15 protein-coding genes are annotated in these 12853 nt (G+C 34.3%); 10 read left to right on the plus strand and 5 right to left on the minus strand.

Translation table 11 applies throughout. The annotated features are described in order from the left end of the window. On the plus strand, window positions 1-117 hold a 117-nt coding region (rpsT, locus tag H611_RS14350; protein WP_035484020.1), incomplete at its 5' end, for a 30S ribosomal protein S20. Window positions 118-303: 186 nt separating this feature from the next. Further along, window positions 304-672: a hypothetical protein gene (locus tag H611_RS0113010; protein ID WP_027138793.1), complete on the plus strand. Its 369-nt coding sequence runs from the start codon at window positions 304-306 to the stop codon at window positions 670-672. A gap of 79 nt (window positions 673-751) precedes the next feature. On the opposite strand, the gene rho is transcribed toward H611_RS0113010, so the two are convergent. After that, complete coding sequence (rho, locus tag H611_RS0113015; protein ID WP_027138794.1) at window positions 752-2431, minus strand: transcription termination factor Rho; 1680 nt, start codon at window positions 2429-2431, stop codon at window positions 752-754. A 195-nt stretch (window positions 2432-2626) separates the two neighbouring features. Here rho and H611_RS0113020 point away from each other — a divergent pair, with 195 nt between their 5' ends. Beyond that, window positions 2627-3037, plus strand: a complete 411-nt coding sequence (locus H611_RS0113020) for a DUF4293 domain-containing protein (RefSeq protein ID WP_027138795.1) — start codon at window positions 2627-2629, stop codon at window positions 3035-3037. A 66-nt stretch (window positions 3038-3103) separates the two neighbouring features. Here the strand turns inward: H611_RS0113020 and H611_RS0113025 are convergent, their stop codons facing one another. Then, window positions 3104-3601, minus strand: a complete 498-nt coding sequence (locus tag H611_RS0113025; RefSeq protein WP_027138796.1) for a metallophosphoesterase family protein — start codon at window positions 3599-3601, stop codon at window positions 3104-3106. Window positions 3602-3703: 102 nt separating this feature from the next. On the opposite strand from H611_RS0113025, the gene truA reads away from it, so the two are divergent. After that, window positions 3704-4447 carry a tRNA pseudouridine(38-40) synthase TruA gene (gene truA / locus H611_RS0113030; protein WP_027138797.1) on the plus strand — a complete coding sequence of 248 codons (744 nt, stop codon included), beginning with the start codon at window positions 3704-3706 and terminating at the stop codon, window positions 4445-4447. Then, window positions 4448-6217, plus strand: a complete 1770-nt coding sequence (locus tag H611_RS0113035; RefSeq protein ID WP_027138798.1) for an ABC transporter ATP-binding protein — start codon at window positions 4448-4450, stop codon at window positions 6215-6217. A 55-nt stretch (window positions 6218-6272) separates the two neighbouring features. On the opposite strand, the gene H611_RS0113040 is transcribed toward H611_RS0113035, so the two are convergent. From H611_RS0113040 to folP, 3 genes are read right to left on the minus strand one after another with little or no spacing between them, the layout of a single operon-like run. Beyond that, a complete protein-coding gene (locus H611_RS0113040; protein ID WP_027138799.1) occupies window positions 6273-7058 on the minus strand; it encodes a diadenylate cyclase in 786 nt (261 codons plus the stop codon). Between the two features lie 36 nt (window positions 7059-7094). Beyond that, complete coding sequence (locus tag H611_RS0113045; protein ID WP_027138800.1) at window positions 7095-7757, minus strand: hypothetical protein; 663 nt, start codon at window positions 7755-7757, stop codon at window positions 7095-7097. A 9-nt stretch (window positions 7758-7766) separates the two neighbouring features. Further along, window positions 7767-8591, minus strand: a complete 825-nt coding sequence (folP, locus tag H611_RS0113050) for a dihydropteroate synthase (protein ID WP_027138801.1) — start codon at window positions 8589-8591, stop codon at window positions 7767-7769. A 105-nt stretch (window positions 8592-8696) separates the two neighbouring features. Between folP and H611_RS0113055 the strand changes: the two genes are divergently transcribed. From H611_RS0113055 to tpiA, 5 genes are read left to right on the plus strand one after another with little or no spacing between them, the layout of a single operon-like run. Continuing rightward, window positions 8697-9233 (plus strand): DUF1599 domain-containing protein, encoded by a 537-nt coding sequence (locus H611_RS0113055; RefSeq protein WP_027138802.1) that lies wholly within the window; start codon window positions 8697-8699, stop codon window positions 9231-9233. A gap of 1 nt (window position 9234) precedes the next feature. Beyond that, window positions 9235-10329: a BT_3928 family protein gene (locus H611_RS0113060; RefSeq protein ID WP_027138803.1), complete on the plus strand. Its 1095-nt coding sequence runs from the start codon at window positions 9235-9237 to the stop codon at window positions 10327-10329. Window positions 10330-10345: 16 nt separating this feature from the next. Then, window positions 10346-11422: an ABC transporter permease gene (locus tag H611_RS0113065; protein ID WP_027138804.1), complete on the plus strand. Its 1077-nt coding sequence runs from the start codon at window positions 10346-10348 to the stop codon at window positions 11420-11422. Between the two features lie 9 nt (window positions 11423-11431). After that, window positions 11432-11929 carry a TlpA family protein disulfide reductase gene (locus tag H611_RS0113070; protein WP_027138805.1) on the plus strand — a complete coding sequence of 166 codons (498 nt, stop codon included), beginning with the start codon at window positions 11432-11434 and terminating at the stop codon, window positions 11927-11929. Between the two features lie 44 nt (window positions 11930-11973). Then, the gene (gene tpiA, locus H611_RS0113075; RefSeq protein WP_027138806.1) at window positions 11974-12723 is read left to right on the plus strand and encodes a triose-phosphate isomerase; all 750 of its coding nucleotides are present in this window, start codon (window positions 11974-11976) and stop codon (window positions 12721-12723) included. Window positions 12724-12853 lie beyond the last annotated feature (130 nt).

Raw genomic sequence — 12853 nt, forward strand, 5'->3', positions numbered from 1 at the left:
GCTTTATATCCTTCTGTAGTATCTATGTTAGATAGATTGGCTAAGAAAAACATTATTCATGCTAATAAAGCTGCTAACCTAAAATCTGGTTTAGCTAAGCATGTTGCAGCTCTATAAGAGTTAAAAAATTTAAATAAAAAAAGCCTCTCATTTTTGAGAGGCTTTTTTTTGCTTTTTACTTCTTCAAAATAGGATTTCTTAGGCTTTATATTATAAAATCATAATCAAAAAGAGTGTAAAATGAATTCTAAAGATTTAAATTTGCATTCGTAAAGAAATTAATTACTTAAATATATTACCCTTTTGGAAAATAGAGACGCCATTAAATTAGTAGATAAGATTTTATTAAATCTTGACGAGACAGGGATTAATACGGATGCATTAATTGAAGATCTTAAAAAATTAAGGAGCTATGCTTTAGAAGCACAAATACCTTTGGTTGTAAAGGTTTTGAGATTAACGTATGAGCATATTGAAGAACATGATAATTTTTTAATTCCTATTCTTGATGAGGACGATGAGCCGAATGACGAGGAATTTGGTTTAGAAGGAGCATTAGATAATACACCTGTTGAGAGTTTAAAGTATTTAGTGTCCCTTACAAGAAACCTAAATAACAAAAGGAATATAGCCGATTTAAAGGAGTATAGAGATCTTTTAAATAAGTATTAAAAAAGGAAAGAAATAGAATAAAAAAAAGCTTTTAAAACCATGTTTTAAAAGCTTTTTTTGGTTTATATATATGCTGAAATTATCCGTTCATAGAGATTAAAAACTCTTCGTTGTTTCTGGTTTGTTTCACACGATCGTTTATGAATTCCATCGCTTCCACAGGATTCATGTCGGCAAGGTATTTACGCATTACCCACATACGTTGAATTGTGTTTTCATCTAGTAATAAGTCATCACGACGCGTACTTGAAGATGTTAAATCGATAGCAGGGAATATTCTTCGGTTAGAAATTTTTCTATCTAACTGAAGCTCCATATTACCAGTTCCTTTAAATTCTTCAAAGATAACTTCATCCATTTTAGAACCTGTTTCGGTTAAGGCTGTTGCAATGATTGTTAAAGACCCTCCATTTTCTATATTTCTGGCAGCACCGAAGAAACGTTTTGGCTTGTGTAAGGCATTAGCATCAACACCACCACTTAAAATTTTACCTGAAGCAGGCTGTACTGTGTTGTAAGCTCTGGCCAAACGAGTTATTGAATCTAATAAAATAACTACATCATGTCCACATTCAACCAGTCGTTTTGCTTTTTCTAGTACAATATCTGCAATTTTCACATGTTCGTGAGCTTCTTTGTCGAAAGTTGAAGAAATAACTTCACCACGTACATTACGTTGCATATCGGTAACTTCTTCCGGACGTTCATCGATTAATAAAATCATTAAATACACTTCCGGATGATTAGCAGCAATCGCATTAGCTACGTCTTTAAGGAGCATGGTTTTACCAGTCTTTGGCTGTGATACAATCATACCACGTTGTCCCTTTCCAATAGGAGAGAACAAGTCCATAATACGCGTAGAAATGGTGCTTTGTTTTTCTGCGATATTGAATTTTTCCTTTGGAAATAAAGGTGTTAAATGCTCGAAAGCTACACGATCTCTTACCACTTCTGGTTTTTGACCATTGATTAAGGTTACTTTAATTAGCGGAAAATATTTTTCACCTTCTTTTGGGGGACGTACATTTCCTAATACGGTATCTCCTTTTTTTAGTCCAAATAATCGGATTTGAGATTGAGAAACATAAATATCGTCGGGTGATGATAAGTAATTATAATCAGAAGATCTTAAAAACCCGTAACCATCCTGCATGATATCTAAAACACCTTCACTTTCAATAATAGCATCAAATTCGTAATCTGGCTCACGGTAACGATTTCTATTATCCTTGTTACCTGAATCTACTTGATTACCTTTCTGATGTTTATTCTGGTTTTTTTGATGGCCATGCTCTCTTTTATGTTGCGGTTTTTGCTGACCTTCATTTTGGCGTTCTTTTGGAGCAGGACGCTTAGGCGCATTTTCCTGTTTGCTTTCTGGTTTAACCTCTTTAGTTTCTTTAGCAGCTGGCTTAGGCTTAGCTTCAATTTCTGTTTTAGTTTCAGCTTTAGCCTTAGTTTCTTGGGGTTTAGTCTCTTCCTTAGACTGAGTAGCTTTAACGGGCTTTTGAACTCGTTGTCTGGGCTTTCTAGCTGGCTTTTTAGTTTCTTTGGTGTCGGCTTCTTTGGTTTCAGCTTTAGCTTCTACAGGTTCGACTACAGCTTGAACTGCTTTAGGATCAGCAGCTTGTTGGTCTAGTATCTGGTATACTAAATCCATTTTTTTTAATGAACGGTATTTAGGAATGTTCAGTTTTTTAGCAATCTCTTGAAGTTCCGAGAGTTTTTTTGCGTTTAATTGTGAGATTTCAAACATTGATGTTTACTATAATAAGTTTTGAATAATAAATATTGTGTTATTCTGAAAAAAAATGATTTTATTCTGAAGAATTAACCACCTGTTTATGCGATGGTTGAGAATTTATATTGCAATTATACGACTTTATTTTAAGTTTTTACATCATTTTTACAAAAGAACTATTATTTTTGCGGTCTAGATTTTAAAATTTATATGTTACAACGCATCCAGACTGTATATTTACTATTAGCCACAGGGGTTTCTGCTGGTCTAATATTTGTATTTCATTTATGGGTAAATAATGCGGGTGTTGCAGTATTTGCTAAAGATAACTTGCTGTATTTAGGTCTGTTTTTAGGTTCGGCCCTTTTATCTTTAGTTTCGGTGTTTAGATATAACAATAGGAAGTCTCAGTTTGTTTTGGGGCGACTTAACATCATATTAAACTTTATTTTACTAGGATTTTTTGTATATCAATCTCTAAATGTATCTGGAGAAACGTATGTTTCTGAGAAAGGTATTGGGATGTTTCTTCCTATCATTTCTATCGTATTTTTAGTCTTGGCAAACAAGGCTATAAAAAAGGATGAAGATCTTGTAAAATCTGTAGATCGATTACGATAAACCTAACATCTTAGTAGTATTAGTGCGTTAGCCCAAGGTGAAGATCTTGGGCTTTTTTATGCTTAATTAATAGCGGTTATTAAATTCTATAACTTCTAAATTATCAATTTTATTACCATCGATAGTGAAACGTAGCATGGTCCTGGTTTTATGAAAGCCATGCTTTCCAACAGCACCTGGATTCATATGTATTAAATTCAATTTTTTGTCGGGCATTACTTTTAATATGTGTGAATGTCCACAAATAAATAGTCTTGGAGGATTTTCTTTAATAGTTTCACGAACGCGAACATTATACGCATTCGGATAACCTCCAATATGAGTAATCCATACATCTACATTTTCACATATAAACCTGTTGTTCTCTGGGAATTCGCTACGTATTTCTGCTTTGTCGATATTTCCGTATACGCCGCGTAAAGGTTTTAAGGCTTTAATAGCATCGGTAACCTTGATATCACCAATATCACCGGCATGCCAGACTTCATCTACCTGCTTTACGTATTTTAGAATGTCTTTATCGATATAGCTGTGGGTATCTGAAAGTAATAATATTTTAGTCATAAGCGAATTATGGAAATCTTTTAATATATAATTAAGAAATAGGAGCGAATGATAAGTGTAAAACTCTATATCTTTGTTAATTCACAAAAGTAAAAAAACAGATTGAGGTATTTTATAGAACTTGCTTATAATGGTGCGGCTTATCATGGTTGGCAGAATCAGCCTAATGCAATTTCGGTACAAGAAGTTATAGAAGATTCATTGTCAAAATTACTAGGTGAATCTGTTGCTATTGTAGGTGCAGGAAGAACGGATGCTGGCGTACATGCAACACAAATGTTTGCGCATTTTGAAACTGAAAAGGATATTGATGAGCCCCATTTAACGTATAAATTGAATGCTTTTTTGCCTAAAGATATTGTTATACATAGTGTTTTTAAAGTAAAACCAGAAGCACATGCGCGTTTCGATGCAACCAGTAGGGCTTATATTTACAGAGTTAGTCTTAAAAAAAATGCTTTCAATTATGATTTTGCTTACCATATCAAGCATCAATTAGATGTTGATAAAATGAATGAAGCAGCCAAAATACTGTTTCTTTATAACGACTTTCAATGTTTTTCAAAGGTAAATACCGATGTAAAAACCTATAATTGTAAAATAATGGAAGCTGTTTGGACCTTGGAAAAGGATGAGCTTCATTTTAAAATAAAGGCAGATAGGTTTTTGCGAAATATGGTAAGGGCTATTGTTGGAACAATGATAAATATTGGGTTAGGTAAAATAGAAGTTCAAGACTTGCATACCATCATACAATCTAAAAACCGTGGAGAAGCTGGGTATTCAGTGCCCGGGCACGCCTTATATTTAACAGAGGTGATTTATCCGGAACATATAAAATTATAAATGACGAAAAAGAAAGATAACATATTTGATTTTGTACTTTTTAAGAGGTTGTTTCAATATATAAAACCTTACAAGGGCGTATTCTCAGGACTGGTAATTTTGGTTATTTTATTAGCTGCTTTTAGTGCGGCTACGCCTTATATTACCAAATATGCTATAGATAATAGTATAGCCGTTAAAGCACCAGAAAGTTTTATGTTTTATGTGTTGCTCATGTTTGGGGTCTTAATTTTTCAGACTGTATTTCAATTGGCGTTTATTTATTATGCCGCATGGCTTGGGCAAAATCTGGTTATGGATGTGCGCGTGAAATTATTCAATCATTTGCTTCGTTTTAAAATGAAGTATTATGATAACTCTTCGGTAGGGGTGTTAATAACTCGTGCAGTTACCGATATGGAACGTATTGCCGATATTTTTGGTCAGGGATTATTTATGATTATTCGAGATTTACTTACCATGGTAGTCGTGTTTGCTGTTATGACCTATATTAACTGGCGATTGAGTTTAATAGTATTGGTTATGTTGCCAATTTTACTTTATGCTACACGATTGTTTCAAAAGTACATGAAAAAGGCTTTTGAAGATGTTCGTAATGAAGTATCTAATCTTAATTCATTTGTACAGGAGCGTATAACAGGTATGAAAATCCTTCAATTGTTTACCAGAGAAGCTATTGAATACCAAAATTTCAAAGAAATAAATCATCGTCATAAAAAAGCCTGGTTAAAAACGGTTTGGTATAACTCCATATTTTTTCCACTAGCCGATTTAGTGTCATCTATTTGTATTGGTGCTGTAGCTTGGTATGGGGGTTTGAATATTGTGCTTAAAGGAACAGAGGTATCTCAGGGGGATTTAATTGCATTCATCATGTTTATTCCAATGTTGTTTAGACCTTTGCGTCAAATAGCCGATAAATTTAACACACTGCAAATGGGAATGGTGGCTGCTAATCGCGTATTTAAAGTCATTGATACGACCTCTCAAATTGATGATACAGGGACACATGTTGCAGAACATTTTAAAGGGGATATTTCATTTGATAATGTTGTTTTTAGTTATATAGAAAACGAGCCCGTATTAAAAGGGATTTCTTTTGAGGTGGAAGCCGGAGAAACCATTGCCATTGTTGGAGCTACCGGTGCTGGTAAGTCCACTATTATTAATTTATTGAATCGATTTTATGAAATTCAAGATGGTGTTATTTCGGTTGATGGAAGAAATATAAAAGAGGTGACCTTAGCTTCATTGCGCACGCAGATTGCCGTAGTTTTACAGGATGTCTTTCTGTTTGCCGATACCATTATAAATAACATAACTTTAAATAATCCTGAGATTACTGAAGTTCAGGTTAAAGCGGCTGCCAAGGAAATAGGTGTGCATGAATTTATTACAAGTCTTCCTGAAGGGTATCATTATAACGTGAAGGAGCGTGGTTCTATGCTCTCTTCTGGTCAGAGACAGTTAATTTCATTTTTACGTGCCTATGTAACCAATCCGAGTATTTTGGTGTTAGATGAAGCAACCTCGTCTGTAGATTCTTATTCGGAACAACTTATTCAAAATGCTACCGATAAAATTACGAAAGGAAGAACCTCCATAGTTATCGCTCATCGATTAGCAACTATAAAAAAGGCTAGTAAGATATTAGTGATGGATGCGGGTGAAATTGTAGAACAAGGGACGCACGACCAATTGCTTCAAAAAGAACATGGTTATTATAAAAACTTATATGAAGTACAGTTTCTAAAAGAAGAAGTAATCTAGTTATTATCTCTTAATATAGCTAAAAGTATTTATAATTGGTTTTTAGGTAGAAGATTTAAGCTAAATCCTTTTTAATGATAGATTTCAACTGGTTAATATCATCGAAAACGATAAACTCTCCATCTTTAAAATAAGAAATTTGTCCGGTTTCTTCACTCACTACAACAGCTAGTGCATCGGTTTTTTCGGTAACTCCAATGGCAGCACGATGACGTAATCCAAAGCGTTTAGGAATGCTTTTTTCATTATTTAAAGGTAGTATAACACGTGTTGCCTTAACAATATTGTTATGAATAATGATTGCGCCGTCATGCAAAGGACTATTCTTAAAAAAGATGCTTTCAATAATGGGTTGAGTGACTTTTATGTTCATTTCATCACCTGTAGTTCCTAAAAAATCGAGGTTGTTATTACGTTCAAAAACAATTAAAGCTCCGGTTTTTGAAAGCCCCATTTTACTACAGGCCGCTACAACAGCATCGACATTGGTTTCATCGGCGGTTTCTGTTTTTAAGAAGGTAAATTGTTTTAGGAACTTTTGTCGACTTTTAAAATTGGTTGAGCCTACCATAAGTAGAAACTTCCTAATTTCAGGCTGAAACACTACAATAAGTGCTATAATTCCCACCTTCATGAAACCGCCAAAAATACCGGAGAGTAATTCCATGTTTAGAAACATAGTAAGTTGCCATACCATGTAGATAATGATGATACCGATAAAGATGTTTATAGCCACCGTTCCTTTTACCAATTTATAAACGTAGTAGAGCAGAAGTGCCACTAAAAACACATCGATCACATCGATGATAGAGAATTTTAATAGGTCGTCAAAAATTTCCAAGGAATATGGGTTTTGGTAAATTTAGTAAATAAAAGATTAATTAAAAATGAATTCGTCGCGTGCAATTAAAATGTTGTCATCAGAATTAATAAGTATCGATTTTAGGCTCATGTAACTTTGAAAACTTATCGAATCATGAAAACTCAAAATAAGTTTAATAGGTTCAAGGGCTTCCTTTGTTAACCTGGTAAGGTTATTTTCAAAATCAGCGAGCGTTGTGTAAATGGTTTCCGCATTAGATTCAGAAGATTGAATTTTAATGGTATCTGCAGAGGTGTAAATAATTTGAAACTGAACACCTTCAGTGTTTGTAGATGCTTCCAAATGATAAATGATGTTCGTAAAATCTATAAAACCAAGAGCGTTCATTTCTAAATCGTGGCATGTGTAATAGTTTTTAGCGGTTTCATTTTTATGTGAAGCATTGTTTTTTTTGTCTTGTAAAAAGATAATGTTAGGAATAACTTGTTTTAGACTAAGTCGTTTATCAACATTAACAAGCCAGTTAGTGGTGCTTATTAAGTTTTTGCGGTTTAGTTCGAAACCTTTTTCAGATGTTTCATCATAAAATAAATAAGCCGCCGAAACATCTGTAATTTCATGAATGTCCGAATGTGAAATTTCAGCTAATTCAATAATTTTGTCTTCTCCACAAGAGTGTAAAAAACAGACGAATATAAATATGATAATTTGTTTCATAATTTGATTTTATCTGTTTAATGCTTCCAATAATTTTACACACTCCATAGCTTCTTTTACATCATGAACTCGCAATATGCATGCCCCTTTTTGTAAAGCAATGGTGTTTAAAACACTAGTGCCGTTTAAGGCTTCTTCTGGGCTGCTATTTAAAGTTTTATGAATCATAGATTTTCTTGAAATACCCGCTAGAATAGGTTTGTCTATCATATTAAGTAATTCCATGCGATTAAGAAGCTGATAGTTTTGTTTGATGGTTTTAGAAAAGCCAAAACCAGGATCGATAATCATATCAATAATACCCAGTTGTTTTGCGGTAGCGATACGTTCGGAAAAATAATAAATGATATCTTTTAATAAATCGTTGTAACTCACATGTTGCTGCATATTTTGTGGAGTGCCTACCATGTGCATCATGATATACGGAACTCGTAATTTGGCCACGGTGGGTAACATATTAGTATCTAGTTTGCCTGCAGAAATATCATTAATGACCGCGGCTCCGGCTTCGATGGTTTTTTCAGCTATTTTACTTCGAAAGGTATCAATAGAAAGTAGAATTTCAGGAAATTCTTTAAGTAAAAGCTCTGTAATAGGGAGAATACGTTTTAATTCAGTATCTTCAGAAACATGTTTGGCATTTGGTCTTGAGCTATAGGCGCCCACATCGATGAAGGTAGCTCCATCCAAAAGCATGGTTTCAACATGTTTTAAAATTTGGGTTTCATCCTTGTGTTTTCCACCATCGTAGAAGGAATCGGGTGTAATATTTAAAATCCCCATCACTTTAGCCGATGTTAAATCAATGAGGTTTCCTTTGCAGTTAATAGTCATTTATAATATATTTCAAATTGTTTGTTAAAGTGTTAAAACTTTAAACTCTAAACTTTGAACTTTTAAAAAAATTAGGCGAAATTTACGCAAAATTCAAATTATTTCATGCAAGATACTTCAAAACAATATGACGCGGTCATAAGTACCTGTAAAAGTTTATTTATTAAAAAAATGTCCGATTATGGAAGTGCCTGGCGCATATTGCGTTTACCTTCTTTAACGGATCAAATATTTATTAAAGCACAACGTATCAGAGGACTTCAGGAGAATGATGTTAGAAAAGTGGATGAAGATGAAGTGAGCGAATTTATAGGAATTATTAACTATTGCATTATGGCACTTATTCAGTTAGAGAAAGGGGTTGTAGAGCAACCTGATTTATCGACCGAAGAAGCTACCGAATTATATGAAAAGCAAGTGGCTGTCACTAAAAAACTTATGGAAGATAAAAACCATGATTATGGAGAAGCTTGGCGAGATATGCGCGTTAGTAGTTTAACCGATCTGATTTTACAAAAGTTGTTACGTGTCAAGCAGATTGAAAACAATTCGGGAAAAACCATCGTGAGCGAAGGCATTGATGCCAACTATCAAGATATGATTAATTATGCCGTATTTGCCTTAATTCATTTAAACGCCTAGTATGAAGATTTTAGTTGCCTTAAGCAGAATATTTGTCGGAGTTTTATTTATTATTTCAGGTTTAATCAAATTAAATGATCCGTTAGGGTTTTCATATAAACTACAGGAATATTTTAGTGTTGATGTATTAAACTTACCTTTTTTAGAACCGTATGCTCTAATAATATCGGTTTTAGTTGTCGTATTCGAAGTTGTCCTGGGGGTGTTTTTGCTTATTGGATATAAGCGAAAGTTTACCGTATGGAGCTTACTAGCTATGATTGTGTTCTTTACCTTTTTAACATTTTACTCGGCCTATTTTGATAAGGTTAAAGATTGTGGATGTTTTGGTGATGCTTTAAAACTTACGCCATGGCAAAGTTTCACAAAAGACTTGGTCCTGCTTGTTTTTATCCTGATTTTATTTGTTGGAGTTAAATACATTACACCTGTGTTTAATAAGTTGTACACCACCGTATTGGCACTTTTAAGTTTTGTATTTAGTTTATGGTTGGGGTATCATGTGTTAATGCATTTACCTGTGGTCGATTTTAGAGCCTATAAGATAGGTGCAAATATTGAAGAGGGCATGAACGTTCCTGAAAACGCCCCAAAACCTGTAATTGAGTATAGTTGGAAATTCAATGTAAATGGAACTGAACAAGTTGTTACTACCGATGGTTCATATCCTGAAGTAGATGGTGATTTTGTAGATGTTGAAACCAAAGTAATTGAAGAAGGATACCAGCCGCCTATTTATGATTTTTCGATAGAAAGTGAAGATGAAGATTTAACCGAAGCATTTTTAGCTGAAGAGAAATTAATCGTTATTGTTTCTTACAGCTTAGAAAAGATTGAAACTGGTGGAGCTCAAAAGTTGAAATCGTTATCCCAGCGTGCTATGAATCAAGGGTATAAAGTAATCGGGTTAACAGCTTCAGGAGAAGATGCCAAGAAAAAGATAAAATCGGCTTATAACTTAGATTTCGATTTTTATCTGTGTGATGAAAAGGCTCTTAAAACGGTTGTGCGTTCAAATCCTGGTGTTATAGAACTTAATAAAGGAACAGTTAAGCAAAAGTTGCATTGGAATGATTTTGAAGACTTAAAATTATAATATAAAATCATTCTATTTGATAAGCTACTTTTTAAATAAAATCACATATGCTGTACTCACTCTGTTTGGGGTGGTTACAGTCATATTCTTTTTATTTAATGTACTTCCTGGCGATCCGGCTCAAATGATGCTTGGTCAGAATGAAGATAGCGAGCAATTGGCTCGGGTAAAGCAAAAATATGGTTTTGATAAACCCCTAAGTACGCAGTATGCTTATTATTTAAATGATTTATCACCCATCTCGTATCATTTAAACAATCAAAGTGATTATACTTATTTCAATAGAGATAAATATTCAGGTAACGAATTGTTTTCCATTGGAAATGGAACAATAGCATTAAAGTGGCCTTATTTGCGAGAATCTTTTACTAAACAAGGTAAAAAAGTTAGTCAGGTACTTGCTGAAACATTACCCAATACATTTGTATTAGCCATTTCATCTATAACAATCGCCATTATTATTGGGATCTTATTTGGTATTATTTCTGCTTTATATAAGGACAAATGGCTCGATAAAACCATTCAAATATTTAGCACTTTGGGTATGAGCGTACCCTCCTTTTTTAGTGCGATATTATTTGCCTGGTTTTTTGGTTATGTGTTACATGAATTTACAAATTTAGAAATGACGGGCAGCCTCTATGAATTAGATGATTTTGGTGAAGCCATGCATATAAAATGGAAAAATCTTATCTTACCAGCCGTCGTTTTAGGAATTCGTCCTCTAGCTGTAGTGATACAATTAATGCGCAATTCTTTGTTGGAAGTTTTTAATCAGGATTACATCCGTACGGCTCGGGCTAAAGGACTGACTGAGTTTCAAATTATAAAAAAACATGCCGTAAAAAACGCCTTAAACCCAGTGGTAACGGCTATATCTGGTTGGTTTGCTTCCATGCTTGCAGGAGCTGTATTTGTCGAGTATATTTTTGGTTGGAATGGACTGGGGAAAGAAATAGTTAATGCGCTTAATACCTTAGATTTACCTGTTATAATGGGTTCTGTTTTAATTATTGCGCTACTCTTCATAATTATTAATATTTTTGTAGACATTATTTATGTTTGGCTCGATCCCAAAGTGAAATTACAATAGAAAAAACCTATGAAAAAAGCAACTTATATATTATCAGTAATTGTATTAGTGTTTGTAAGTTGTCATGCCCAAAAGGCAGAACCTACTAAGTTTTCAGAAGCGGCCTTAAACGATCAGTTTATTAGCTATGAAGGGGGGGAGGAGATAACCCTAAGTAATATATTAAAGCAATACAAAGGAAAAACGATAGTTATTGATGTTTGGGCCTCTTGGTGTGGCGATTGCTTAAAGGGATTGCCTAAAGTAAAAGCTTTACAAGCAACATATAGCGAGGTTGAATACGTATTTTTGTCTTTAGATCGCTCCCTAGAAGCGTGGAAACATGGTATAGATAAATATGATATACAAGGCAATCATTATTATATGGTTTCGGGGAGAAAAGGACCTTTTGGTACGTTTGCTGATTTAGATTGGATTCCTCGTTACATGGTAGTAAGTCCTAAAGGAAAAATTAAATTGTTTCGTGCGGTTGAAGCCGACGATACTCAGATAACAGAACTATTATAAACTAGAAATAAAAATCCTTTTGCTTAGCAATGGGTATAATTAAAATGAGAAAACAAATAGTAGCAGGTAACTGGAAGATGAATAATGATTTGTCTCAAACGGATGCCTTAATCAGTGATTTAAAAGGAAAAACTAGAACTTCTGATGCAGAAGTAATGATTGCTCCAACCTTCACCAATTTATATGCGGCTTCACAAGCTTTAAAGGGGAGTGACATTGAGGTAGTGGCACAAAACATGCATTTCGCAGAAAACGGTGCTTATACTGGAGAAATTAGCGCAGGCATGCTTAAAAGTATTGGGGTTAATACCGTTATTTTAGGGCATAGCGAGCGCCGTGAATATTTTAATGAAACCGATGAATTGTTAGCTAAAAAGGTAGATGCAGCCTTAGCCAAAGGGATGCGCGTTATTTTTTGTTTTGGAGAAGAGTTAGCCGATAGAAAAGCTAGCAATGAAGAAACCGTTGTGGGTGATCAGATTAAAAATGCTTTATTTCATTTAGAGGCAGCGGCTTTCCAAAATATTGTATTGGCTTACGAACCAGTGTGGGCCATTGGGACAGGGGAAACAGCTAGTCCAGAACAAGCACAAGATATGCATGCCTTTATTAGAAAAACCTTAGCTGATAAATACGGAAATAACATAGCCGATCAAGTATCCATACTTTACGGTGGTAGTGTGAAACCATCAAACGCAGAGGAAATTTTCTCTAAACCAGATGTAGATGGTGGTTTAATTGGAGGGGCTTCACTAAATGCAGATGATTTCTTTGCTATCGTAAACGCATTTTAATTAATTTAAAAATTGGGCGTTACCCAAGGGTCGCGCTATACACTAAATCTTTGTTGCGTATAGACGCCACAAAGGATACCGTTTCTATCGCTAACGCAAATCTACAGTAACTTTGTAGGTGGCGTTGGCG

The organism is Gaetbulibacter saemankumensis DSM 17032, assembly GCF_000425645.1.
Classification (GTDB): Bacteria; Bacteroidota; Bacteroidia; order Flavobacteriales; family Flavobacteriaceae; genus Gaetbulibacter; species Gaetbulibacter saemankumensis.

Coding starts and splice junctions, on each gene's coding strand:
- rho (WP_027138794.1), bottom strand. CDS start 2,431: ATGTTTGAAATCTCACAATTAAACGCAAAAAAACTCTCGGAACTTCAA.
- H611_RS0113020 (WP_027138795.1), top strand. CDS start 2,627: ATGTTACAACGCATCCAGACTGTATATTTACTATTAGCCACAGGGGTT.
- H611_RS0113025 (WP_027138796.1), bottom strand. CDS start 3,601: ATGACTAAAATATTATTACTTTCAGATACCCACAGCTATATCGATAAA.
- H611_RS0113035 (WP_027138798.1), top strand. CDS start 4,448: ATGACGAAAAAGAAAGATAACATATTTGATTTTGTACTTTTTAAGAGG.
- H611_RS0113045 (WP_027138800.1), bottom strand. CDS start 7,757: ATGAAACAAATTATCATATTTATATTCGTCTGTTTTTTACACTCTTGT.
- folP (WP_027138801.1), bottom strand. CDS start 8,591: ATGACTATTAACTGCAAAGGAAACCTCATTGATTTAACATCGGCTAAA.
- H611_RS0113055 (WP_027138802.1), top strand. CDS start 8,697: ATGCAAGATACTTCAAAACAATATGACGCGGTCATAAGTACCTGTAAA.
- H611_RS0113060 (WP_027138803.1), top strand. CDS start 9,235: ATGAAGATTTTAGTTGCCTTAAGCAGAATATTTGTCGGAGTTTTATTT.
- H611_RS0113070 (WP_027138805.1), top strand. CDS start 11,432: ATGAAAAAAGCAACTTATATATTATCAGTAATTGTATTAGTGTTTGTA.
- tpiA (WP_027138806.1), top strand. CDS start 11,974: ATGAGAAAACAAATAGTAGCAGGTAACTGGAAGATGAATAATGATTTG.